Annotated in this window: 29 protein-coding genes; 10 read left to right on the forward strand and 19 right to left on the reverse strand. The window is 57.0% G+C overall.

Annotated features, from left to right (window positions below; genetic code table 11):
* The 5 genes from BN1189_RS16200 to comGA form a co-directional block, all read right to left on the reverse strand.
* On the reverse strand, positions 1 to 208 hold a 208-nt coding region (locus BN1189_RS16200; protein WP_040228788.1), incomplete at its 3' end, for a hypothetical protein.
* Positions 198 to 602 (reverse strand): hypothetical protein, encoded by a 405-nt coding sequence (locus tag BN1189_RS13380; RefSeq protein WP_040228741.1) that lies wholly within the window; start codon positions 600 to 602, stop codon positions 198 to 200. The genes BN1189_RS13380 and BN1189_RS16200, both read right to left, overlap by 11 nt.
* 22 nt (positions 603 to 624) lie before the next feature.
* A complete protein-coding gene (gene comGC, locus BN1189_RS13385; protein WP_040228789.1) occupies positions 625 to 951 on the reverse strand; it encodes a competence type IV pilus major pilin ComGC in 327 nt (108 codons plus the stop codon).
* Between the two features lie 12 nt (positions 952 to 963).
* Positions 964 to 2,007 carry a competence type IV pilus assembly protein ComGB gene (comGB, locus tag BN1189_RS13390; protein WP_040228790.1) on the reverse strand — a complete coding sequence of 348 codons (1,044 nt, stop codon included), beginning with the start codon at positions 2,005 to 2,007 and terminating at the stop codon, positions 964 to 966.
* Positions 1,943 to 2,971: a competence type IV pilus ATPase ComGA gene (gene comGA / locus BN1189_RS13395; protein ID WP_052455868.1), complete on the reverse strand. Its 1,029-nt coding sequence runs from the start codon at positions 2,969 to 2,971 to the stop codon at positions 1,943 to 1,945. Before comGA ends, comGB begins: the two co-directional genes overlap by 65 nt.
* A gap of 312 nt (positions 2,972 to 3,283) precedes the next feature.
* On the opposite strand from comGA, the gene BN1189_RS13400 reads away from it, so the two are divergent.
* Positions 3,284 to 3,517, forward strand: a complete 234-nt coding sequence (locus BN1189_RS13400) for a DUF2626 family protein (protein WP_373604626.1) — start codon at positions 3,284 to 3,286, stop codon at positions 3,515 to 3,517.
* A gap of 100 nt (positions 3,518 to 3,617) precedes the next feature.
* Here the strand turns inward: BN1189_RS13400 and BN1189_RS13405 are convergent, their stop codons facing one another.
* Positions 3,618 to 4,259, reverse strand: coding sequence for an MBL fold metallo-hydrolase (locus tag BN1189_RS13405; protein WP_306610716.1), 642 nt, complete (start codon positions 4,257 to 4,259; stop codon positions 3,618 to 3,620).
* 162 nt (positions 4,260 to 4,421) lie between these two features.
* Here BN1189_RS13405 and BN1189_RS13410 point away from each other — a divergent pair, with 162 nt between their 5' ends.
* Positions 4,422 to 4,601, forward strand: a complete 180-nt coding sequence (locus BN1189_RS13410; RefSeq protein ID WP_040228793.1) for a DUF2759 family protein — start codon at positions 4,422 to 4,424, stop codon at positions 4,599 to 4,601.
* A gap of 127 nt (positions 4,602 to 4,728) precedes the next feature.
* On the opposite strand, the gene BN1189_RS13415 is transcribed toward BN1189_RS13410, so the two are convergent.
* The 8 genes from BN1189_RS13415 to BN1189_RS13450 form a co-directional block, all read right to left on the reverse strand.
* Positions 4,729 to 6,630 carry an LTA synthase family protein gene (locus BN1189_RS13415; RefSeq protein WP_098049700.1) on the reverse strand — a complete coding sequence of 634 codons (1,902 nt, stop codon included), beginning with the start codon at positions 6,628 to 6,630 and terminating at the stop codon, positions 4,729 to 4,731.
* A gap of 179 nt (positions 6,631 to 6,809) precedes the next feature.
* Entirely contained in the window at positions 6,810 to 6,989 is a 180-nt protein-coding gene (locus BN1189_RS13420; RefSeq protein WP_040228795.1) for a YqgQ family protein, read from the reverse strand.
* Positions 6,973 to 7,563 (reverse strand): 5-formyltetrahydrofolate cyclo-ligase, encoded by a 591-nt coding sequence (locus tag BN1189_RS13425; RefSeq protein WP_040228796.1) that lies wholly within the window; start codon positions 7,561 to 7,563, stop codon positions 6,973 to 6,975. Before BN1189_RS13425 ends, BN1189_RS13420 begins: the two co-directional genes overlap by 17 nt.
* A 58-nt stretch (positions 7,564 to 7,621) precedes the next feature.
* Entirely contained in the window at positions 7,622 to 7,771 is a 150-nt protein-coding gene (gene rpmG, locus BN1189_RS13430) for a 50S ribosomal protein L33 (protein ID WP_040228798.1), read from the reverse strand.
* Between the two features lie 156 nt (positions 7,772 to 7,927).
* Positions 7,928 to 10,120, reverse strand: a complete 2,193-nt coding sequence (locus tag BN1189_RS13435; RefSeq protein WP_040228799.1) for a peptidoglycan D,D-transpeptidase FtsI family protein — start codon at positions 10,118 to 10,120, stop codon at positions 7,928 to 7,930.
* A gap of 112 nt (positions 10,121 to 10,232) precedes the next feature.
* Entirely contained in the window at positions 10,233 to 10,841 is a 609-nt protein-coding gene (gene sodA, locus BN1189_RS13440) for a superoxide dismutase SodA (protein WP_040228801.1), read from the reverse strand.
* 100 nt (positions 10,842 to 10,941) lie between these two features.
* Positions 10,942 to 11,424, reverse strand: coding sequence for a DUF456 domain-containing protein (locus BN1189_RS13445; protein ID WP_040228802.1), 483 nt, complete (start codon positions 11,422 to 11,424; stop codon positions 10,942 to 10,944).
* A gap of 48 nt (positions 11,425 to 11,472) precedes the next feature.
* Complete coding sequence (locus BN1189_RS13450; protein ID WP_040228804.1) at positions 11,473 to 13,104, reverse strand: Na/Pi cotransporter family protein; 1,632 nt, start codon at positions 13,102 to 13,104, stop codon at positions 11,473 to 11,475.
* A 195-nt stretch (positions 13,105 to 13,299) separates the two neighbouring features.
* On the opposite strand from BN1189_RS13450, the gene BN1189_RS13455 reads away from it, so the two are divergent.
* The 4 genes from BN1189_RS13455 to BN1189_RS13470 all read left to right on the forward strand — a co-directional run bounded on the left by BN1189_RS13455 (position 13,300) and on the right by BN1189_RS13470 (position 16,079).
* Positions 13,300 to 13,839 (forward strand): DUF1189 family protein, encoded by a 540-nt coding sequence (locus BN1189_RS13455; protein ID WP_040228806.1) that lies wholly within the window; start codon positions 13,300 to 13,302, stop codon positions 13,837 to 13,839.
* A 23-nt stretch (positions 13,840 to 13,862) separates the two neighbouring features.
* Positions 13,863 to 14,213 carry a hypothetical protein gene (locus BN1189_RS13460; RefSeq protein WP_052455869.1) on the forward strand — a complete coding sequence of 117 codons (351 nt, stop codon included), beginning with the start codon at positions 13,863 to 13,865 and terminating at the stop codon, positions 14,211 to 14,213.
* A gap of 166 nt (positions 14,214 to 14,379) precedes the next feature.
* Entirely contained in the window at positions 14,380 to 15,501 is a 1,122-nt protein-coding gene (ispG, locus tag BN1189_RS13465; protein WP_040228808.1) for a flavodoxin-dependent (E)-4-hydroxy-3-methylbut-2-enyl-diphosphate synthase, read from the forward strand.
* Complete coding sequence (locus BN1189_RS13470; protein WP_040228809.1) at positions 15,498 to 16,079, forward strand: nucleotidase; 582 nt, start codon at positions 15,498 to 15,500, stop codon at positions 16,077 to 16,079. Before ispG ends, BN1189_RS13470 begins: the two co-directional genes overlap by 4 nt.
* Positions 16,080 to 16,106: 27 nt before the next feature.
* Here the strand turns inward: BN1189_RS13470 and BN1189_RS13475 are convergent, their stop codons facing one another.
* The 3 genes from BN1189_RS13475 to BN1189_RS13485 are packed head-to-tail and all read right to left on the reverse strand — an operon-like array spanning position 16,107 to position 18,155.
* The gene (locus BN1189_RS13475; protein WP_040228811.1) at positions 16,107 to 16,526 is read right to left on the reverse strand and encodes a Fur family transcriptional regulator; all 420 of its coding nucleotides are present in this window, start codon (positions 16,524 to 16,526) and stop codon (positions 16,107 to 16,109) included.
* Complete coding sequence (locus BN1189_RS13480; RefSeq protein WP_040228812.1) at positions 16,516 to 17,388, reverse strand: metal ABC transporter permease; 873 nt, start codon at positions 17,386 to 17,388, stop codon at positions 16,516 to 16,518. The genes BN1189_RS13475 and BN1189_RS13480 overlap by 11 nt, the downstream gene beginning before the upstream one ends.
* Positions 17,385 to 18,155, reverse strand: coding sequence for a metal ABC transporter ATP-binding protein (locus BN1189_RS13485; RefSeq protein ID WP_040228814.1), 771 nt, complete (start codon positions 18,153 to 18,155; stop codon positions 17,385 to 17,387). Before BN1189_RS13485 ends, BN1189_RS13480 begins: the two co-directional genes overlap by 4 nt.
* A gap of 104 nt (positions 18,156 to 18,259) precedes the next feature.
* Here BN1189_RS13485 and BN1189_RS13490 point away from each other — a divergent pair, with 104 nt between their 5' ends.
* A complete protein-coding gene (locus BN1189_RS13490) occupies positions 18,260 to 18,496 on the forward strand; it encodes a hypothetical protein (RefSeq protein WP_040228815.1) in 237 nt (78 codons plus the stop codon).
* Positions 18,497 to 18,799: 303 nt separating this feature from the next.
* On the opposite strand, the gene BN1189_RS13495 is transcribed toward BN1189_RS13490, so the two are convergent.
* Together BN1189_RS13495 and BN1189_RS13500 are read right to left on the reverse strand one after the other, a co-directional pair.
* A complete protein-coding gene (locus tag BN1189_RS13495) occupies positions 18,800 to 19,687 on the reverse strand; it encodes a deoxyribonuclease IV (RefSeq protein WP_040228817.1) in 888 nt (295 codons plus the stop codon).
* A gap of 1 nt (position 19,688) precedes the next feature.
* On the reverse strand, positions 19,689 to 20,993 hold the full coding sequence (locus tag BN1189_RS13500) for a DEAD/DEAH box helicase (protein WP_040228818.1): 1,305 nt from the start codon (positions 20,991 to 20,993) through the stop codon (positions 19,689 to 19,691).
* 276 nt (positions 20,994 to 21,269) lie between these two features.
* Between BN1189_RS13500 and vrrA the strand changes: the two genes are divergently transcribed.
* From vrrA to BN1189_RS13515, 3 genes are all read left to right on the forward strand, one after another.
* The gene (gene vrrA, locus BN1189_RS16845; protein WP_373604620.1) at positions 21,270 to 21,617 is read left to right on the forward strand and encodes a VrrA/YqfQ family protein; all 348 of its coding nucleotides are present in this window, start codon (positions 21,270 to 21,272) and stop codon (positions 21,615 to 21,617) included.
* Between the two features lie 65 nt (positions 21,618 to 21,682).
* Positions 21,683 to 22,621, forward strand: coding sequence for a 4-hydroxy-3-methylbut-2-enyl diphosphate reductase (locus BN1189_RS13510; RefSeq protein WP_040228819.1), 939 nt, complete (start codon positions 21,683 to 21,685; stop codon positions 22,619 to 22,621).
* On the forward strand, positions 22,608 to 23,585 hold the full coding sequence (locus BN1189_RS13515; RefSeq protein ID WP_040228821.1) for a 4-hydroxy-3-methylbut-2-enyl diphosphate reductase: 978 nt from the start codon (positions 22,608 to 22,610) through the stop codon (positions 23,583 to 23,585). The genes BN1189_RS13510 and BN1189_RS13515 overlap by 14 nt, the downstream gene beginning before the upstream one ends.
* The last annotated feature ends 55 nt before the right edge of the window (positions 23,586 to 23,640 follow it).

Raw genomic sequence — 23,640 nt, forward strand, 5'->3', positions numbered from 1 at the left:
CGATCAGGTGATGGCCGGCAGATTCGCCGTAGGCCAAGTGGGCATCCGCCGCATCGGCCGCAACCGACGCCGCCTGGGCGGCCAATCGCCGCTCGTCCATCTTCAGCGTCATCCGGTCCGCTGCCGGAATGAGCAGCAGCCATACGACCGACACGACAATGAGGCTGAGCATCGCTTCCGGCCAGGAATAGCCCCGCTCATCGTTCAAACGAAACCCGCCCCTTTCCGATATGCACTTTCAGCTTCAGCGTCCCTGACGGCGCATCAAAGTGGATCGTTCCGAATGCGGCGACCGAACCCCGGGGATTGAATTCGATGTTCCGGAGGGTCCCGTATCTGGAGACGGTCACTCCTTCTGGCAACGCGCGCCTGAACAGGATTTCCGAATTTTCCCCGGAGCCGATGTAACCGGTCCCGTCGCTCGTGAACACGAGCCGTCCGGTGACCCGGTTTGCCAGCGTATAGGACTGGAGCGTCTGGATGTCCGCCTTCAGCTGTTCTTCGAATCTCATCAGGCCGCCGCCCGACGGCACGCGGCCGGCGGCATGGACGGATGCCAGCGTGACGGCGGACACGACGAGCAGCACGAGGACGACTTCCATGAAAGTGAAGCCGGCCTCCCGCTTACGGCTGCGACAGGGTGACTTCCCCATTGTTCACCGCCACTTGCCTGCCGTCCGAACAAGTCAGCGAATCCCCGTCATCTTCGAGGAAATCCGCAGCCACAAGCTCGGCAGCGCTGGCCGGATTCTTCCGCATCTCGAGCCGGTACGCCTGGACTTGGCCTTCCACCATCTTCACCAACGCATTGCAGCCGGTGTCATCGATGCTCTCCGCCCTCTTCGTGACGTTCGGAATGGCGATGAGGATCAGCACGGAGATGACGAGCAAAACAATCATCATTTCTATCAAAGTGAACCCCCTATTGTTTTTGAACAGTCGCTTCAGCATTTGGTTCTCCTTTCATTGGATATCGATCATGCTGTAAACAGGAAGCATCAGGGCGAGATAGGCGCCGAGGATGCAGACGGCAAGAACCGAAAACAAGGCCGGCTGGATCACGGCGATGAGCCGCTCCGATTCTTCGGTGATCTGTTCATCCAGCAGTTCGCCGTAGATGAGCAGCTCCCTCGGGAGGTGCCCTCCGTCTTCGCCGTGCTGGATGAAGGAGGGGAAGTCCTCTGTAAAGCCGCCGGCATGGGCAGCGGCTTCATGCAGCTTCCCGCCGCGGAACACCTCCTCCCCGAGCCTGGACGTCAGGAATTCAAGCATCGACCCCGGCGAGTGCTCGGCCAGGATCCGGATCGACTGCTGCAGGGAAAGTCCGCCGAGCAGCAGGGTCCCCATCTCCCTCGCAAACACCGCCGTATGCGCCATCCGCTGCCATCTCGAGACGACCGGGACGGCCATGATCATCCGGTGACGGTCGCCCGGCGGCCGCCTTTTCCAGGCGATGAAGACCGGAATGCCCGCCAGGACGGCAAGCAGTCCGGCACCGAACACGAAATCAGGCAGCTTCAGCAGAAGACCGGAAATGTCCATCGCCTTGCCGCCTCCGCCGCGGCTGCCGAGAAGGCGTTCCATGTTCGGCATGAACAGCAGCCGGAACAGCATGAACAGAACGGCGATGAACCCGAACAGGACGGCCGGATAAAGAGTCGCCTTCCTTAGTTTGTCGACGGTTTTCCCCCGCCTGCGGATCCGTTCGGCCATCGTGGCCAGTGCCGCCGGCAGATTCCCGTGGGTGACCGCGATTCCGACCGGCATGAGCGCATGCCTTCCGAATCCGGTGCCTTCAAGGATTTCCACCGGGCCGAGCCCAGCCCTCAGGTTCTGTTCAAGCAGCTGCAGGGCTTCCCCCGGCTCTTTCAGGTGATGGGGCAGCAGCATCCTCACGGAGTCATGGAAAGTATAGCCTTCCTGCATGAGCCCCGCGGTGCGCTCAAGGAACCGTTCCGGCTGGCGGAGCCGGTTTTTTCTTCTGATAAACGCGGATTTTTGTCGCAACGTCCCTCTCCTTCCAGTCCAGGGACAGATGTTTCGGAACGGAGAACGGACGGTTTTCCCTCAGCGCTTCAAAGGCATCCGCCAGCAACGGACCCTGCAGGATTTCATAGACTGCCTGCCGCTTCCCGTCCTGCTCGATGAGACGCTGCGCACAGATCATCTCCACGGTCTGCCGGAGCTCCTCCAGCTGGATCCCGAACTCCAACATGCGGAACAGGCTGCCGACCGTATCTTTCGAATGCACCGTCGCCATGACCAGGTGGCCGGTGAGCGCTGCCTGGACGGCGACTTTTGCAGTTTCCGGGTCCCGGATCTCCCCGATCATGATGACATCCGGCGAGTGCCGGAGGATTGCCTTCAGGCCGGTGGAGTAGCTGATCCCGGCCCGTTCGTTCACCTGCACCTGCAACAGCTGCGGCTGCGTGCTCTCGACCGGGTCTTCGAGCGAGATCACATGCCGGCTGAGCGACGATGCGCAGTGCCGGGTCAGCGCGTACATCGTGGTCGTCTTGCCGCAGCCCGTCGGACCCGTGAAGAAGATCATCCCCTGCCTGAGGGCGGATGCCTCCTGCAGCAGCCGGGCGCTTTCCGCATCCCCCGTCAGCTGCCGGACCGGAAGCGCGGCCGCCTGCAGCTGGAACCGGATCGCCGCGCTTTCCCGCATGTTGACGGACGGCAGGGTCGAGATGCGGAACGAGTATTCTTCTTCGCCGAAGCTCATTTCAAATGCGCCGCTCTGCGGTTTCCTCCTTTCCCCGATATCAAGTGACGACAAGTACTTGTAGAACGAGATGATCCGCTCGCCGAGTACGCCGGGTATTTCCGAAGCCGTGATGATCCGGCGGTCCTTCCGGTGCTGCACTTCGTAACCCGTTTCCGACGGATTCAGATGCAGGTCCGTCGCCCCTCCCCGCAGGGCTTTGCCGAGCAGTTCCCTCGCCTTCTTCTCGATGAGATTGTCCATCGCCGCGCCTCCCCCTGGATCGGTGGTCAGACAAGGAAGGACCGCTCTTCCCCGTCATCCCGAGTATAGGCCCTCCGCGTGTGTCCGGGTAGTCAACTACGCAACTTTGCAAAATGAGCCAAAATCCGATGTCAAATTTGAAAAATGACATCTCAGATTGCCCCAAAATCCGATTTTCAGCAGTTAAGCAAAGGAAGCCATCCATTTGTCACAAAGAAGATCTTGAATGAGTTTGCACCGGACGGGGAAAACCCTTATAATGAATAGGAGATTATTGCACCGCTGATAAAGGAGGGAACGCGCGTGGATAATATGTACAAGCTCATGGGCTTCTGGACGGGTATTTTTGCAGTCATGTTCTATGTCGGCGGCATGATGACGCCTTCGCTCCTCATGCTGGCCAGTACCGGATTCTTCATTCTCCTTGGTTACATGAACCTGACAGAACGTATGTATATGTACATCCTCGGAGCGTATCTGATGGTCTTTATGGTCGGATTCAGCTATTATACGAACTTCATCCATGTACCGGGAGCAGGCCACTGATCACTGCGGTACATAAAAAAGGCTCCAGCTGCAGGAACTTCCCGCGGCTGGAGCCTTTTTAGTTCATCACGCGGCCGACGGGCGGCGCTTTTCTGCAGGTTCAGCCGAACCCGTTCAGGAACGGATTCGACATCGCTTCATCCTCGATCACGGCCGGTCCTCCGTGACCCGGCAGGATGACCGTATCTCCCGGCAGCGTGAGCAGTTTGTCATGAATGGACCGAAGAAGTGTTTCATGGTCCCCGCCCGGAAGATCGGTCCGGCCGATGCTCCCCTTAAACAACGCGTCGCCGCCGACGGCCACTCCTTCATCCGGGAAGTGGAATGCCACGCTCCCCGGGGAATGGCCCGGCACATGCAGGATTCTGAATCGGAACGGCCCCTCCGTGCGCTCTTCTTCGCCGGAAATGATTTTCTCGGGGCCGGCGATCCCGATCGTGCCGAGATCCGGCCAGCGTCCCGAACCGTTCAGCATCGGATCGCCCAGCCAGTCCTCTTCCTCCTGATGAAGATGCACCGGCACCCCGTATGCCCGCCGGACGCCGTCCACGCCTCCGATATGGTCGAAGTGGGCGTGGGTCAGATAGACGGCGACGGGTTGAAGGTCCATGCTCTGAAGCTGGGCAATCAGCCGATCCGGCTCGCCCCCCGGATCGAAGATGAGGCACTGTCCCCCTTCGGCTTCTGCAATATAGCAGTTGGCCTGAAGGGCGCCGAGCGGCATTGTATGGAATTTGATCATCGTGACACCTCCGCCGCTATTGTACCATGTACGGCGATGAGCCAAGTTCATACTTTCGTCACGAATATTCCTCGACAAACGGACGGCCAGACATTACAATAGAGGAGGAGTTTATATGCGGTATTTTTATTATAATGAACCAAGTCGGAAGGAGTGTCACCGATGAACCTATTGATGGTCTTTTTCGGCCTAATCGCCATTCTGGCGGCCGTTGGCACCGTTCAGGGCTTCAAACAAAGAAACATTCTGAGCATCATCTTCAACCTTGCAACATTCGTCGTCTTCGGAGCCTTCGTCGTTCTGACGATCGCCTTCCAAGGCTACCCGCCAAAACTGCACTGATGAAAAAGGGCCGGCACAGCTTGACTGTGCCGGCCCTTTTTTGGTTGCCGACGGCGATTCCAGGAAGCAGCCACCGGGCGCACCACAAAAAAGGTCCCTGCGGAGTTACACGCAAGGGACCTTTTTGTTATTTCGCTTCCTGCATCTTCACTTCGCCGGTCTCCGGCTTTTCCTCATAAAATCTGAGAAGGTCACCATTGACGACTTTGTCCGAGTAGTTCAGCTCTTCCTGGGTCTTTTCGATGCCGCGTTCACAAGCGGCCGGATCGTCTTCCGACCGTGTTTCAAGGTTGTAGCATGTTTCCGATGCAAAAATGTGATCGGGCGACACAAACCGTCCGTCGCGGAATGGAACAAACTCATCGTGCTCAGGAGAGAAGATGTCGGTCCCGAACTGAATATCGTTCTTCGTTTCGATGCCGAGCAGGTGAAGGACCGTCGGGCGCAAATCGATCTGGCCGGCCAGCGTATCAACGTTCTCCCCTTTGCCGGATCCCGGAATGTGGATGAAGAGCGGCACTTTCTGCAGCTCGGCCGAGACGAGAGGCGTCACTTCTTCGCCGAGATACGTGCTCATGGCCTTGTTATGGTTTTCCGAGATGCCGTAGTGGTCACCATACATGACGATGATCGAGTTGTCGTACAGGCCTTTTTCCTTCAGGTCTTCAAAGAATAATTTAAGCGACTCGTCCATGTAGCGGACGGTCTGGAAATAGCGGTTCAGCGTCTTGGAATTCGAATCGTATTCAGGGATGTACATGTCTTCCTCGTCAAGCGTGAACGGATAATGGTTCGTCAGTGTCGTGAGCCGCGTGTAGAACGGCTGCGGCATTTCCGCCATGTGCTCGGCCGACTGCTCGAAGAACGGAATGTCCTTCATCCCCCAGTTGACCGCCTGGCCTTCACCGACTTCATAGCTGTCGATATCATAGAAGTTGTCGATGTCGAGGGCTTTGTACATCATGTCACGGTTCCAGAAGCTCTTGCTGTTCGCATGCATGACGTTCGTCGAATAGCCATTTTCTCCGAGCCTTTCGGCAAGGGAGTTGTATGTGTTCCCGCCGTGCGTGAAGAATACCGCACCCCCGCCGAGGCCGTAGATCGAGTTCTCAAACAGGAATTCCGAGTCGGACGTCTTGCCGAGACCGGTCTGGTGATAGAAATTCGGGAAGTAGAACGTATCCTTGTCCTGCGTCAGGCTGTTCAGGAACGGGGTCACTTCATGGCCGTTCATGTCATTGTTGATGACAAAGTTCTGAAGGGACTCCATCGAGACGACGATCAGGTTCCGGCCTTCCGCTTCCCCGAACATGTCAGGATCCGGAGCGGCGTGGTTTGCGGCCGTGTAGTTCTCAACTTCGACGAGTTCCGATCCGTCCGCAAGCGCACGTTGTGCATGGGACTTGGACTGGATGTAAATGTCGTAGAGGTGGTAATTGTACGGACCGATGTTTTTGACGAGAAGTTCCCGGTCAAAGCTCCGTGTCAGCAGCTGAGGGCGCTCCGTCTCGGCAAGGCCGAGGTTCAGCACGAGCATCGCGGCAGCGCCGACAAAGTAAATCCGGCGGAACATCGGACGGACCGCCCTGTACTCTGCAACATCTTTCAGCTTGCGCGCCGCAAACCAGATGATCAGGATGTCGGCGAAGTAAAGCGGGTCATGGATCCGGAGGCTGGATGTCACCGAAGAGCCGAGGTCGCCGAAGTTATTCGTCTGGAACAGGACCGGCAGCGTGATGAAGTCACTGTAGAATCTGTAGAAGACGACGTTCGCATAAAGGATGACCGTCAAAACGGAGCTCGTGATGAGCAAATATCGCACAGCGCCTTTCCATGTCTTCATGAAAAGTGCGAGGCCGTAGATGAATAGCAGAAAACTGAGCGGATTGATGAAAAGGATCAGTTCCTGCATCACGTTATCGATTTTCAAGTTGAAGCTTGTCTTGTAGGTAAGATAGGTCTTCAGCCAAGTCGCAACAACCGCGATGAGCAGCAGAGGCAGAAACTTGGATTTTTTTGATTGGTTCACTGCTGGTCTAACCCCTTTCTCGATGATTACCCGGAGAGCCAGGCGTGGATATGAATTTGGGGAGCAACTGCAAAATACCAGAAGTCTGCAATTATCCGAGTACCCTCATTAAGACGGAAGTAAACCCGGTTTGGTTTCACCTTTGGGGAATGTTCAATAATTCTTAAGAATTGCGGGTGCTACTTTCCCTTGCGCAAAATCAGCAGAGCCCGCGTGAAATCTGCGTCATCGATCATCTTATTCTCATGGAGATCGCGCACTTCCATCTCCATGAGAATAAGATCCGCCTTCCGGTCCCCGGTATAGACGAATGTTCCAAAGCGCTTGAGCAGCTGCATGACATCATAGACGGTGTCCATCCGGCGCTCCCCCTCCGCAGAGGATCACACGCCGGTCCGTCATGACGGCATCGACCGGGATGTCATGCGGTTCCACGGGCAGGCCTCCGGACATTTGCTCTTCAAGGGCGATGGAAACCGTCTCTCCCCCGAAACCGGCGAGAAACCGGTCGTAATATCCGCCGCCGAACCCGATCCGGAATCCCTCTTCAGAAAAGACGACGCCCGGGACCACAATGAGATCCAGCTCCTCTTTCCCGACAGGGCGGGTCCGGCTCTCCACAGGCTCGCGGAGGTCCATATATACGGTTTCCAGATCGTCGAATGAGGACAGCTCACGGAACTGCATGCTCCGGTCTCCCGGAGAGCACCGGGGGACCGCCACCCGCTTACCGGCAGACCAGGCTGCCCGGATGATCGGTTCCGTGTTCAGTTCCGGATATCTCGAAACGGTGATCCCGATCACTCCGGCATCGGCGAACCGCCGGTCAGTGATCAGCCGGCCTGCAGCAAGGAGTCCGCGTTCCCGGTGTTCGTCGCCGGGGAGTTCCTTCAGCCTGCCCAGAACGGCTCTGCGGATTTCTTTCTTTTCCATTCCATACACCTCGTTTAACGAAAAAACCAAAACCGATGAAGGTTTTGGCCATATCCGTTTATTTTGTTTCACGGTGCAGTGTTTGTTTGTTGTCACGCGAGCAGAACTTTTTCATTTCAATGCGTTCCGGATTGGTCCGCTTGTTTTTCGTTGTAATATAGTTGCGCTCGCCGCATTCTGTGCAAGCAAGTGTCACATTAACGCGCATTCGATTTCCCTCCCACTCATACAGGATCGAAGAGTTGAGCATGATTCATGAGCATGTTTTGGTTGAGCAAGATTTATACGACTGTTCCATTATAGCATAAGCCGGGTGGATGTCCACAAAAGAATACGCGAAATTCAAGCCGAGTCATCTGGTCCGTCACTCGCCTTCCCGGATGGCGTTTTCTCCTTCCGGCTCGGTCAGGGTGTAGTTGATCTCCGGCCCGGAAACCCCTTCCGCTGCGCGCTTCGCCTTGAGATCGAAGTAGAAATCCGCCATCTCGCGGGCGATCTCGTTGTTCGGGTGCGGCACTTTGGAAGGAATCGTCGTCACGTGCGGCACGAGGACGGCATACGCGATTTCCGGTTCATCGAACGGCGCAAATCCGACGTGCGAGACGCTGACCGTTTCCTTCGTGTAAAAATCACTTTCAGGGTCATCATAGTAGGCGGTCTGGGCAGTGCCCGTCTTGCCGGCGGCCTTGTATTTCGTGTTATGGAAATCTTTGTAGGCCGTTCCCCGCTGATTATAGTACACCGTGTACATCGCCTGGCGGATGCGCTCGATCTCGTTGTCGCTGTTCGCGATACGGTTCAGGTAAGTCGGCTCGACTTCTTCGGAAAGCTGGCCGAGCGTGCGGCCGTCCACCGAAGGCTCCCGGATCTCCTTGACTACATGCGGAGCGACCCGGTACCCGTCGTTTGCAATCGTCGATACGTACTGGGCGAGCTGCATCGTCGTGAACGTGTCGTACTGGCCGATGGCAAAGTCCAAAACGAGGCCCGGCTTCTTCTCGGTCCCTTTCTGGCCGGTGAACTCTCCCGGCAGATCGATGCCGGTCCGGCTGCCGAGACCGAAGGAAGCGAACGATGACCGGAATTTATCGAGCGTGTCATCTTTTAGCGAAATGGCCTGTCCCCGCTGGTAGTTGCCGCCGCCAAGGGCAATGGCAATCTTGAACATATAGACGTTCGAGGACCGAGTCAGTGCCGTGATGTCATTGATCGGGATCCGGTTATAGTCCCGCGGGTTGAAGAGGGACGCTTTTCTCTGCCTGCCGATCCAGAGCGGCTCGTCAATCTTCACTTCGCCCATCGAAGCGGCGCCGTATTGGTAGCCTGTCAGGACGGTCGCCATCTTGATGGAGGAGCCGACCGGGTACGCCATGCCGTATGTGCCGAATGAAATATCCGCCACTTCGTACTGTCCCGAATCGTTTCTCACGAGCTGCTTGCCGACCATGGCGAGCACTTCCCCGTTATTCGGGTCAAGCATGACGAAGAATGCTCTGTCCAGCATCTGGGAGCCGTAATTGCGCTTGAGTGCAAGCAGCTTCTGCGAAACGACGCGCTCGGCCTCCGCCTGGAGTTCACTGTCGATCGTGAGGACCAGGTCCTTGCCGGGCCTGCCTTCCTGGACGGGGACGGTGTCAATGACGGTGCCGGAACGGTCTGTCACGTTCTTCGCAACGGTTTTCTGTCCCTGGAGGACCGATTCATACTGCTGTTCGATATAGCTTTTCCCGACCCGGTCATTGCGGGAGTATCCGCGCGACAGGTAATAGTCCAGCTTGTCCTCGGGGACCCCCTGCTTCGGCGTGCTCGTCGTCCCGAGTATGGCGAGCGGGGAGTTTCTCACCCGTTCCCAGTCCGTCGTCGTGTTGACGCCCGGAAGGTCGCCGAGCCGTTCGGAGACGAGCGCATATTCATCCTCGCTCACGTCCCCGCTCTTGATGATCTGCGGAGAATAGTTGTAGCCGGACGCCATTTCACGGTAAATGGCGAGCACTTCCAGTTCCTGTTCCGTGAAGGAGTTTAGTTCCTCGTCCGTGATCCTTTCACGGACGAGATCATCGAGCTCGCGCTGGCGCTGCGTCTTCGATTTCGTCTCGCTGCCGCTGATCTTTTTCTTTTCTTTGTCGGACACTTTATCATAGGCCTCTTCCTTATGGTTCAGGATCCAGAAGTCCTTCTTGTCCCGGACAGTGATCGCTGAAGTGTCCTTTTCAATCAGCTCGGCAAGTTTCCGGGCGACCTTCAGCATATCCTCCGTGTTCGTGCGCTGCTGTTTCGTATAGGTGATGGCGTTTTTCGGCTCGTTGCCGACGAGGATCTGTCCGTTCCGGTCATAGATCCGGCCACGGGGAACGCTCGTATTGACCGAGATTTCCTCGGTCCGCTCGATCTCCCGCTTGTAGTCCTCCCCTTTGACGATCTGGAGATAGCCGAGCCGGAGGATCAGCGTCGAAAACAGCAGGAATATGGAGAAGAACAGAACGTTCATCCGGAATTGCGTGTTTTTCCTGAGTTTCTGTTTCGGGGAATCCTGCTTTGAGCGGCGTTTTTTATTCACCCGCCTCCCCCTTTCCTGGTAGATTCACAATGTTGATTGTAACGCAATGCGACAAAAAAAGCACACACCATTGGGACGGGCCCGGTGTGTGCCTGGTTTCCGCTTATGCGGATTATTTTGTTGCTTCTTCGTAGCGCTTGGCCACTTCGTCCCAGTTGACGACGTTCCAGAACGCCGCAGCGTATTCCGGACGGCGGTTCTGGTACTTGAGATAGTACGCGTGCTCCCATACATCCAGTCCGAGGATCGGCGTCTTGCCTTCCATCAGCGGGGAATCCTGGTTGGCGGTGGAAGTGATTTCGAGTTCGCCGTTGTTGATGACGAGCCATGCCCATCCGGAACCGAAACGGCCTTTTGCGGCTGTCTCGAACTCTTCCTTGAACTTCTCGAAGCTGCCGAACTTTTTGTTGATGGCTTCTGCAAGCGCACCCGTCGGCTCACCGCCGCCGTTCGGGGAAAGAAGAACCCAGAACAGGGAGTGGTTCGCATGTCCGCCGCCGTTGTTGCGGACCGCTGTTTTTTTGTCTTCCGGTACGGAATCGAAGTTGCGTAGGACTTCTTCGATCGATTTGTCTGCAAGATCCGTTCCCTCAACCGCAGCGTTGAGGTTCGTCACGTACGTGTTGTGGTGTTTCGTATGGTGGATCTCCATCGTTTCTTTGTCGATATGCGGCTCCAGCGCATCGTATGCGTATGGAAGCTCAGGCAATTTGAAAGCCATGTCAACATTCCTCCCGGTTTATGAATGATCAGTACAATTCCACATTATCAAAATCAACCGACTCCTTCAAATGAAACGCACCGCCCAAGTGGACGGTGCTCTATGGAATGACGATCACGAAAAGGATGATCATGACAATCTGGATCGCGCCCTTGGCGGCGACGGACGTCAGGAATCCGACCAGCGAGCCGACGCCGCTCTTCAAGGCGCGGCCGGGCGGCATCCGGTTGAAGATCAGCTCCGCCGCCACGGCTCCGATGAACGGGCCGGCGAGTATGCCGAATATCGGAATGACGAACGGCCCGACGATCAGCCCGGCGGTGCTTCCCCACATTCCCGCCTTGGAACCTCCGAACCGTTTCACTCCGACCGCATTGGCCAGGAAATCCGCCCCGAACAACAGCAGTGTGAACAATACTTGCGCCACCCAGAACCACCAGGGCAGGTCGCCGAATGAAAAGAACAGCCCGTACAGGATAAAGCCGAGGAATACGAACAGCGAGGAGGGGATCACCGGATAGACGAGCCCGATGAACGAGATGACGAAGCTGAGCAAGATCAGCGTCCAGGCTATGACCGACACGGCTTTCCCCTCCTTTCATCCGTTTTCAGTCTGCTTCACAGTTTGCGGTTAAACATTCCGTCCGAGAATGGCTTCCGCGATGTTGACTGCATGGTCGCCGATCCGTTCCAGGTTGCTGACGATGTCGACGAACACGATGCCGGCCTGCGGCGAGCACTGCCCGTCGGTCAGCCGCTGGATATGTTTCTTTCGGAATTTGCGTTCCATTTTGTCGATCAGGTCCTCTTTCTCGGCCACTTCCCTCGCCATCTCGGCATCATGATGATTGAGGGAGTCGAGGGCGCGCTGGACCGTGCCGATCGTCAGTGTGAACATCTCATCCAGGTCGGCCATCGCCCCGTCCGTCATCAGGACCCGGTGGGCTTCCCGGTAATCGATCAGTTCGATGATGTTCTCGAAATGGTCTCCGATCCGCTCGATGTCCCGGACGGTCTCCATCAGGATCACATGGCGCTCGGACTCGATCGTGCTGATCGATTCGGCTGAAATCTGGACGAGGTAATCAGTGATGCTGCGGTCGAGACTGTTGATGGCATCTTCCAGCTGATACGCCGTCTCAGAATGCTTTTTGTCGCTTGTTGTCAAATATTGATACGTTTCACCCAATCCGCGGACTGCATAATCGCCCATCCGCAAAATCTCTTCCTTCGCCTGCCCGATCGCGATCGACGGGGACTGGTGGATGAATGAAGGATCCAGATGCTTCGGCCGGAATTCGATCGTCACGTCCTCACCCGGAATGATCTTGGTCACCACATAGGCCCACATCCCGATCAGCGGAAACTGGATGACCGTATTCAGCACGTTGAACGTCCCGTGGGCAAATGCGATCTGCATCTTCGGTTCAAGCCCGAGAATCCCGCTCAGCCAGATGACATAAGACGTGAACGGGGCGAGAAGGATCAGGAAGATGATCGTTCCGAGAACGTTGAACAGGACGTGGGTAGTGGCGGCTCTCCGCGCAGCGACCGATGCCCCGAGCGATGCGAGGATCGCCGTGATCGTCGTACCGATGTTATCCCCGAACAGCACCGGGAGCGCACCTTTCAGGTCGATCAGATGTTCCGCATAAAGCCCCTGGAGAATCCCGACGGTGGCGCTCGAACTCTGGACGACGAGCGTGAACACGGTCCCGATGATGACGCCGAGCAGCGAGTGTTCGCTCATGGCGACGGTCATGTCGAGAAAGGCCGGAAGCTCTCGGAGCGGCTTCATGCCGCCGCTCATCAGCTCGAGTCCGAGGAACAGGCCGCCGAATCCGAATACGACTTCACCCAGATTCTTCACCTTGTCCCGTTTGAAGAAGAACAGAAGGAAGGCACCGAGCCCCATGATCGGGAGCGCGTAGGCGCCGACGTCGAATCCGATGATGAATGCAGTGACGGTTGTCCCGATATTGGCGCCCATGATGACCCCGATCGCCTGGCGGAGTTTCATGAAGCCCGCGCTCACCAGACCGACCACGATGACGGTCGTGCCGGAACTTGACTGGATCAGGACGGTGACGATGACCCCGACCAGCACACCCATGAACGGGTTGGTCGTAAAGCGGTCGAGAATCTCCCTGAGCCGGTCACCGGCCGCTTTCTGGAGTCCGTCCCCCATGTATTTGATGGAAAACAGGAAAATCCCGAGCCCTCCGAGAAATTGAAAAATCATTTCCTGCCAGTTTAGTTCCACGTGTTAATTCAACCCCATTCGACAAATAATCATGCTTTCCCATTATGCGGATTTCGTTAAGCGAATGTAAAGCTTCCGTGCGTAAAATTTACAATACGTTAACATTGGGGTTGATCCGGTTCATGAAAATGTTGAATATCATCCATGTCTTTTCCCCTCGGCATGCTAAACTAAACGGTAGCTGGAGGCGATCATTTGAAATTCCATCAACTGTTTAAAGCAGCGCTCCATGAGCCGAAAAAACTTGCCGCATTCCGGCTGCTGCCGCTCGGAAAGGTCGTCAGGTACATATTCGTCTTCGTCCTGATCACCGCCATCCTTTCATTCGTCAAGTTTGCGCTCTCGGCCGATACGGTCATCGGCTCCACGGATATTCCCGTGGAAGAACTGGAGGACATCGGTCCCCTGCTTTACCCGGCGGCTTTCGTCATGCAGTTTTTCATCGCGACGCTCTACTTTTACGTCAAAGCAAGCATCTTTGCGCTCGCAGGTCTCGGTTTCGTCAAAATCCGCAAAAAGAGGGGCGAGTACCGGCATCTCTGGCGCACTTCCGCCATTTCGCTGACCGTCCCGACACTCATCCTTCTGCTCGACGATCTCCTCCCATCCGGAATTCCGTTCTCTTCCTGGTTGTCCGCGGCCTCAGCACTCGTCTATATCTGGCTTGCCGTCGGCTATTATCCCAAAGCCGCGCCGAAAAAGAGAGCCGTTCATAACTCCCCGTCCGCTTCATAGAATAGTGGAAAGGGGGGTTTTTCATGCGCATCATCATTGCAGCCGTTCTGATCCTGGCCATATCCTGGTTTATCCGGACCGATCTTAGGGAAGGCACCATCCCGATGGCCGCCTTCTATGACAACGAAACGGCCTGCCACGAGCAGGAGATATCCGGCTCGATAGCGGTCACCGTCGTCGCCGGCGATACGGTCCGGTCCCTTTTCGCCCTTTATCCGGATGAAATGGGCCTGCTCGAGCGGCTGTCCGAGTTTTATGCGCTGAACCCCCATCTGAAAAAACGGGACCCGGCGGAAGGCGAGGTCATCCTCCTGCCGCTCACGTCCGTGAAGCAGGACTGCAGCCGTCCAGATGCGGATGCACCGGCCTCCTGATACAGCTCGCTTGTCATAACGGCGCGCGCATTGATAGAATAAGCAATAGTGAACGGCCCGTTTCGGGAGGAACAGGCGGATGCGATCCTCCTGTCCCTCCCGGAGCCAGGCCCGAAAAGCCGGTTGTCGGAGTGAGGCACCGGCCCGAAAAGGAGAGACCAACCAAATGGCTGAAATGACACACCGTTCGAACACCCGCCCAGTCAAAGTCGGGAACCTGACGATCGGCGGAAGCAACGAACTTTTCATACAGAGCATGACGACCACCAAGACACACGACGTTGAAGCGACTGTCGCCCAGATCAAACGTCTGGAAGAGGCCGGCTGCCAGATCGTCCGGGTCGCCTGCCCCGATGAGCGCGCAGCACGGTCGATCGGTGCGATCAAGGCACAGATCAACATCCCGCTCGTCGTCGACATCCACTTTGACTACCGCCTGGCTCTGATCGCCATCGAACAGGGTGCCGACAAAATCCGGATCAACCCGGGGAACATTGGCAAAAGGGAAAAAGTCGAAGCGGTTGTCAAAGCTGCCAAAGAAAAAGGCATCCCGATCCGGATCGGCGTGAACGCCGGATCCCTTGAACGCCATATCCTTGAGAAATACGGCTATCCGACTGCGGACGGCATGGTCGAAAGTGCCCTCCATCACATCAAGATCCTGGAGGACCTCGACTTCCATGACATCATCGTGTCGCTGAAGGCATCGGACGTCCAGCTGGCGATCGAGGCATACAAGAAAGCGTCCATGGCATTCGACTATCCGCTCCACCTCGGCATCACCGAGTCCGGTACGCAATTCGCCGGCTCGATCAAGAGCGCGGCCGGCCTCGGCACTCTTCTCAGCATGGGCCTCGGAAACACGATGCGCGTGTCGCTGAGCGCCGATCCGGTTGAAGAAATCAAAGTCTGCCGCGAACTGCTGAAAGTGTTCGGCCTTTCTTCCAATGCAGCGACGCTCATCTCCTGCCCGACTTGCGGCCGTATCGAGATCGACTTGATCTCCATCGCGAACGAAGTCGAGGAATACATCTCCACGATCAAAGCGCCGATCAAGGTCGCCGTTCTCGGCTGTGCGGTGAACGGACCGGGTGAAGCCCGCGAAGCGGACATCGGCATCGCCGGCGCACGCGGCGAAGGCCTGCTGTTCATGCACGGCAAGACCGTCCGGAAAGTGCCTGAAGAGACGATGGTCGACGAACTCAAGAAAGAGATCGACATCCTGGCCGAGGAGTATTACGAGAAACAGCGCCAAGAACTTGCGCTTCAAGAGGAAGCGGCAAAATGAGTCCGCTTCGTCTCGGAATCGACATCGACGGTACCGTGACGACCCCGGACGCACTGCTGCCGCATATCAACCGGAAGTTCAACTCGCAGTTTGTCCTGGACGATATCACGGCCTACAGCCTGACCGAGTCATTCCCGATGCTCGACCCCGAAGAGTTCGCCGCATGGTTCAAGCAGGCGGAGCCCGAAATCTACCGGACCTCGCCCGCGCATGAACATGCCCGGGAAATCCTGTCCAAATGGAACGATCTCCATGAACTTTACTTCATCTCCGCCCGCGGGCTGGAAGTGAAGGATGTGACGTTCCGGTGGTTTGAAGAACATCAGATCCCGTTCCACCATATCGAGCTCACCGGTTCCCACCGGAAGATTGAAACCGCGAGGCGCTTCGGCGTGGACGTCTTTTTCGAAGACAAGCACGACAATGCCGTGGACATCCATGAAGAGCTCGGCATCCCGGTGCTTCTGTTCGACGCCCCGTACAACCGGATGCCCATCCCCGACGGCGTGATCCGGATCCATGACTGGCGGGAAGCGGATGAATGGATCAGAACTGAATTTGCCGCAAAAAAAGCGTGAGGACCCGATAAGGGTTCCCACGCTTTATTATTTTGCAACGGCACAGTCCGGGCAGCGGCCGTACACTTCGAATTTATGATCTTCGATCGTGAAGCCGGGAAGAAGGCCGGCCGCCTCATCCATCGGACAGAGATCCAGCTCTTCCGTCCTTCCGCATTCCATGCAGATGAAATGGTGATGATGCCCGTCCCGGTCGCAGTGCATCCGGAATTTCCGCTCACCCCCGAGTTCCGTCTCTTCCAGAATGCCGAGTTCCGCGAAGGAAGACAGATTCCGGTAGATCGTATCCAGGCTCATCGCCGGGTGCTCGTAGGCAAGAGCCTGCCGGACATCGGCCGCCGAGAGATAACGGCCGTCCGAGGCGAACAGCCTCAGGAGCGCTTCGCGGCTCGGCGTCCGTTTCATGCCATTTTCCCGGATCAGCCGGATCGCTTTGTCAAATGTCATCACGTTCCCCTCCGTTATCCGCTATTTTCCCTGATACCCGGATCCGTTTGACTGCCATCACCGCCAGCAAGATCAGGACCGAGATGACAACGATCGTCCCGCCCGGTGCGATGTCGAGATGGAATGCCGAAAAGAGGCCGCCCACGACGGAAAGCTCTCCGAACACGATCGACCAGATCATCGCCTGCCGGAATCCGTTTGAAATCTGCATGGCGGCGGCGACCGGCAACGTCATGAGCGAGGAGACGAGCAGGATCCCGACGATCCTCATCGATCCGGCTACGACGAGCGCCGTGGCGATCATGAACCAGATGTTCAGCCCTTTTGTCGAAAGGCCTTGCGCCTTGGAATATTCCGGATCGAACGAAATGGTGAAAAGCTCCTTGTAGGCGAGCCCGATGAACAGGGCCGTCACAATGGCCACGACCGCAATGGTCACAAGGTCCCCGCGGCTGACCGCAGAAACCGAACCGAACAGATAGCCCATCAAGTCTGCGCTGAAGCCCTTGGCGAGCGAGATAAAGATGGCGCCGATTGCGATTCCGCCGGACATGATGATCGGAATCGCCAGTTCTTCATAGCTTTTATACGTCTCGCGCAGCCGCCCGATGAGAAGCGAGCCGGCGACCGAGGAGCCGATCCCGAGATAAATCGGATTAAGTGCGGCGAGCGCGCCGACCGACTGGCTCAAATACAGGCTCCCCGCAATGCCGGCCAGCGTCACATGGCTGAGCGCGTCGGCGATCAGCGACAGCCTCCTCACGACGATGAACAGTCCAAGCATCGGGGCGATGACGCCGATGATGATTCCGGAAGCAAAGGCGTTCTGAAGGAAGCTATATTCGAATATGGCTGAAATCATCCTTCTCCGCCCTCCTTGTCATGATGGACACGGCGGACCGGATGACCGTACCACTCATTCCTGAAGCGCTCTTCCTGCCGGTTATACTCTTCATGCGGTCCGTGGAAGTGGATCGAGCGGTTCACGCATGCCACGTGGGTCACGAGCTCGGACACCGTATCGACGTCATGGGTCACGAGCAGAATTGCGATCCCTTTCTCACGGTTGAGGCGGCCGAGCATATCATAGAACGATTCCATGTGTTGCCGGTCGATCCCGACGGTCGGTTCGTCGAGGATCAGCAATTCTGGATTGCTGATGAGCGCACGGGCGATGAAGACCCGCTGCTGTTGGCCGCCCGAAAGCTGTCCGATGCTGCGGCCGGCGTAGCTTTCCATCCCCACCGCCGCAAGGGCCTTCGTGACTTTCGCTTCCCAATCAGAGGGAAACCGCCTGAAAAGGCCCGTTTTTTTCACAAGGCCGCTTCTGACCACTTCCCTGACCGTGGCGGGAAAGGCGCTGTTGAATGCGTTCGACTTCTGGGAAACATAGCCGATTTTCTCTTTGCTCCGGAAAGAGGCTGCCGGCTCGCTGAATAGGCGCACCTGGCCGGCCTGGGGCTCGATCAGTCCGAGCACCAGTTTGAGCAGCGTGGACTTACCCGAGCCGTTCGGGCCGATCACCGCCCAGAACTCCCCTTCCCTGACTTGGAGGCTGACCCGTTCAAGCGCGGTCGTTTCACCGTAGCGATAGGAAACGTTCTCCAGTTCAATTAAAATCTCCGGCATGGTCTTTCCTCATTTCAATTCGGAATGATTACGATTTAACTTAAATGAGTATAGTATGCCGGCTTCCGTTTGTAAACGAAAACTTACCGGAAGGAGAGAATCGGATGAATCTGTATGCGACGATTGCCGAGATGAAGAGGATGACGGACAGGGAGCTCCATACCCTTGCCGGACAATACGGCATCCGCCTGACGCTCAAGGAAGTGGGAAAACTTCGGCCGCTTCTCGACGAAGTGACGATGGCCTGGGTGCTCACCGGCGTGCCGGATCTGTTTATCCGGAAAGTCCAGTCCATCATCGGCGAGCAGCGGACCCAGGAGCTCGTCGACAGGTATCTTTAAGCGGAATCGAGTTCCTGGCGTTGGAAACCGTTGCGTATCTGGGCAGAAGCGTTGTGTATCTCAGGCAAAACGTTGTGTTTCTGAGCTGAAACGTTGCGTATCTGAACTGAGACACCGTGCGATGACACTCGCGGTCCGTGCGATGACACTCGGGCCTCCTGCGATGACACTCGTCCCCGATCTCTCGATAAAAAGCAAAAAACAAGGACTCCGGTCGCGGTCCCGCAGGGGCGCCCGTTGTCCTTGTTTTATCATGTTGCAGAGAAGCCGTCCCATCTTCCCTCAGGCAGGTTCCCCGTGACCTCAGACCATCAGCGTTTCGATCGGTTCACGGTTGAATGCCTGTTCACGGAGCATGGCAATCTCCTCTTTATACGGAGCTTTCCGGCTGGCTTTGTCGGGGCCGACCCACGGGGTTTCGAGGATTTTCGGCAATGCCTTGAACTCGGGGAGGTGGACGATCGACGCAAGCGCGTCAAATCCGATTTCTCCGAATCCGATGTTCTCATGCCGGTCCTTCGCCGCCCCGCACACGTTTTTGCTGTCGTTCACGTGGACAACGGAGATGCGGTCGAGCCCGATGATCTGATCGAACTGCTTCAGCACGCCGTCCAGGTCATTGACGATGTCATAGCCTGCATCGTGGACGTGGCAAGTATCAAAACAGATGCTCAGCCTGCCGTTGTTTTCCACCCCGTCGATGATGCGGGCGATCTCTTCGAACGTCCGGCCGCATTCGGAGCCTTTGCCCGCCATCGTTTCCAGCGCGATCCGGACCGGCATATCCACCGAAAGGACTTCATTCAGTCCTTCGATGATCTTGGCAATACCCTTTTCCGGTCCTTCACCGACATGAGCTCCCGGATGAAGAACGATCTGGTCTGCGCCGAGGGCAGCTGTCCGTTCGATTTCTTTTTGGAGGAACTCGACGCCGAGCGCAAACGTCTCCGGCTTGATTGTATTGGCGATGTTGATGATGTAAGGCGCATGAACGACAATGTCGGAAATGCCGTTTTCCTTCATGTGGAGGCGCCCGGCTTCGATGTTCAGCTCCTCGATCGCCTTGCGCCGTGTATTTTGCGGGGCGCCGGTGTAGATCATGAATGTCGAGGCACCATAAGACGCCGCTTCTTCACTTGCACCGAGGAGCATCTTCTTTCCGCTCATGGATACGTGGGATCCGATCAGCATCTTACTTCCCCTTTCCTTGCCACTGACGGCGCTTTTCCTTCCGCCGGATCTCGGCAATCTGTTTTTCCATTTTCTTTTTGTAGCCCGGTTTCACTTTCGCCGGCTTTTTCACGAGACTGCGCGCCTTATCGTCAAGCTGGCGGTCCGTCTTCTGCCGGTTTTCACGCGAATGTCGCTCTTTCAGTTCCTTCCATTCCCCGTCCTTCACATCCCGGTGGACGAACGGGACACCCATCTTCTCGATTCTGACGATTGCGTCGTTGTCCGTCGGCTCATACAGGGTGATGACCGTCCCTTCCAGCCCGGCGCGTGCAGTCCGGCCGGAACGGTGGACGAAGAACTCGAGATTTTCAGGCAGGTTGAAGTTGATCACATGGCTGACGCCCGGGATGTCGATGCCCCTGGACGCAAGGTCGGTCGCCACGATGTACTGGTAATCAAGGGAACGGACCCGGTTCATCATCTTCCGGCGTTCGCGCGGTGTCAGGTCGCCGTGGATCTGGCCGGCCTGGATGCCCTGTCCCGAAAGCCAGGAAGCCACTTCCTCGGCCTCTTTCCGGGTGTTCGTGAAAATGATGGCCAGATACGGGTTGATCGCCTTCATGACGTCACGCAGTTTTTTCTTCCTGTCCATGCCGCGGACGGGGACGAGCGGGAAAGTGATCCCTTCGGCGACAGGCCGGCGCTCCCCGACCCGGACATGTTGCGGGGCCTCCATATACTTCTTCAGGAAAGGCTTCAGGTTCTCCGGAATCGTGGCGGAGAACACATACATCTCGAGGTCTTTCGGCATCCGGGAAGCGATCTTGTCGATGTCTTCCACGTAGCCCATGTCAAACGCCAGGTCGGCTTCATCGACGACGAGGATTTTCGCGGTATGGACGTGCAGTGCGCTTGCCTCGGCAAGATCGCGCAGTCTTCCCGGCGTGCCGACCGCGATATGCGGCTGTGTTTTCAGCTTGTCGATCGACCGCTGTTTGTCCGTGCCGCCGATGTACAGGCCCGTGCGGATATCAGTGTTTTCCACAAGACGCAGAAGCTCTGCGTGGATCTGTTCCGCAAGCTCCCTCGTCGGTGCGGTGATGACGGCCTGGATCTCGCCGGATTCCGAATCCGTCCGCTCGACAATCGGAATCAGGAAACTGTGGGTCTTCCCCGTCCCGGTATGGGCCTGGCCGATTGTGCTCCGGCCCTCCATCATCAGCGGGATCACCGCTTCCTGGATCGGTGTCGGGCTCTTGAAGCCGATGCTGCGGATGGCCTCCTGCAGGAACGGTTTCAAGTTCATGTCTTCAAAGTTAGGCATTCGTTTTCCTCCTCGTGTCCCCCTATTTTATCAGGATTCTTCAATAAGTTCATGTCCGGGACCGAGTTTTTGCCGAATACCGCCGGGATGAGCGTGTGTCGCCGAGGAAAACCGAGCATATGATGAGTGGTAGGAGAAGATAAAAGAAAGGAGCCTCAATCGGTGAGATATCAATCCTTTTATCCATTTTCGTCAGGCGGAAGAGCCGGCGGAATGCCGGGATCCTTCCCCCCGCAGGCACGCCCGTTCAACATGATGCAGGGTCAGGGTGGTTATATGGGCCCAGGACCCGGTCCAGGTCCGGGCGGCGGGCGGTTCGGGGCGGGCGGCACCCCGTTCGGCGGGAGGGGCGGAGGCCCCTCGCGTCTGGAATCATTCATGGGGACGGCGGATAAGTTCCTGACCACCGCGCAGCAACTGTCCCCGATCATCAGCCAGCTATCCCCGATGATGCAGAATATCCCCGCACTCTGGCAGATTTACAGAGGGTTCTCCGGAAGCCCGGCGGCAGGCCAGGCCCCGGCCGCAACCGGTGGGACCTCTTCCGCAGCACCGGCCCCCTCCCGTCCGCAACCGGCTTCGGGCGGGCAATCCGTGCCCCGGATTTTTCAGCCGCCTTTGTGAATCTTTGAATCCGGCGCCCGGCTCGGCTATAATGGAGTCAGCGATTCCTTTAAGGAGTGGATTCCATGAAAGTCGTTAAAATCACACCGCGGGGATACTGTTACGGAGTTGTGGATGCAATGGTGATTGCCCGCAACGCCGCGATGGACAAATCGCTCCCCCGGCCAATTTATATATTGGGCATGATCGTCCATAATAAGCACGTCACCGACGCGTTTGAACAAGACGGGATCATCACGCTCGATGGACCGAACCGCAAGGAAATCCTTGAAAAGGTCGACAAGGGGACCGTCATCTTCACTGCCCACGGCGTGACACCGGAAGTCCGCGAGCTCGCCCGGCAGAAGGGCCTGGTCTCCATCGATGCCACGTGCCCGGACGTATCTTCCACACACGATCTGATCAAGGAGAAAACGGATGACGGCTACGAAGTGATCTATATCGGGAAGAAGGACCACCCTGAGCCGGAGGGCGCTCTCGGCGTCGCGCCCGGCAAGGTCCACCTTATCCAGACGCTGGAGGAAGCCGACGCTCTTGAGGTCTCGGCCGATCGCCTGATCGTCACGAACCAGACGACGATGAGCCAGTGGGATGTTGCCCATATCATGGAACGGCTGAAGGAGCGTTTCCCGCAGCTGGAAGTGCATAAGGAGATCTGCATGGCGACGCAGGTCCGCCAGGAAGCGGTGGCGACGCAGGCAGGCGAGACCGACCTCCTGATTGTCGTCGGAGATCCGAAGAGCAACAACTCCAACCGCCTGACCCAAGTCTCCGTGGAAATCGCGGGCACCCCTTCCTACCGCATTTCGGATCTGTCCGAACTCAGCCTGGACTGGCTCGAAGGCGTCGAGACGGTCGGCGTCACGGCCGGCGCTTCCACGCCGACACCGGTCGTGAAGGAAGTCATCCAGTTCCNCCTTTGTGAATCTTTGAATCCGGCGCCCGGCTCGGCTATAATGGAGTCAGCGATTCCTTTAAGGAGTGGATTCCATGAAAGTCGTTAAAATCACACCGCGGGGATACTGTTACGGAGTTGTGGATGCAATGGTGATTGCCCGCAACGCCGCGATGGACAAATCGCTCCCCCGGCCAATTTATATATTGGGCATGATCGTCCATAATAAGCACGTCACCGACGCGTTTGAACAAGACGGGATCATCACGCTCGATGGACCGAACCGCAAGGAAATCCTTGAAAAGGTCGACAAGGGGACCGTCATCTTCACTGCCCACGGCGTGACACCGGAAGTCCGCGAGCTCGCCCGGCAGAAGGGCCTGGTCTCCATCGATGCCACGTGCCCGGACGTATCTTCCACACACGATCTGATCAAGGAGAAAACGGATGACGGCTACGAAGTGATCTATATCGGGAAGAAGGACCACCCTGAGCCGGAGGGCGCTCTCGGCGTCGCGCCCGGCAAGGTCCACCTTATCCAGACGCTGGAGGAAGCCGACGCTCTTGAGGTCTCGGCCGATCGCCTGATCGTCACGAACCAGACGACGATGAGCCAGTGGGATGTTGCCCATATCATGGAACGGCTGAAGGAGCGTTTCCCGCAGCTGGAAGTGCATAAGGAGATCTGCATGGCGACGCAGGTCCGCCAGGAAGCGGTGGCGACGCAGGCAGGCGAGACCGACCTCCTGATTGTCGTCGGAGATCCGAAGAGCAACAACTCCAACCGCCTGACCCAAGTCTCCGTGGAAATCGCGGGCACCCCTTCCTACCGCATTTCGGATCTGTCCGAACTCAGCCTGGACTGGCTCGAAGGCGTCGAGACGGTCGGCGTCACGGCCGGCGCTTCCACGCCGACACCGGTCGTGAAGGAAGTCATCCAGTTCCTCGAGCAGTATGACCCGGAAGACCCTTCCACACACCAAAATGTGTCACAAGTGAAGATCGAAAAAGTCCTGCCGAACATCAAGAAACCGAAACCGGTCGTGCGGATTGAACCTTATCCGATATCCTGAAATGATGAACACCCTGGAAGCATTGGCTTCCAGGGTGTTTTTTGGACCTGACCGG

The sequence above is a fragment of the Bhargavaea cecembensis genome (genome assembly GCF_000826125.2).
GTDB lineage: Bacteria > Bacillota > Bacilli > Bacillales_A > Planococcaceae > Bhargavaea > Bhargavaea cecembensis_B.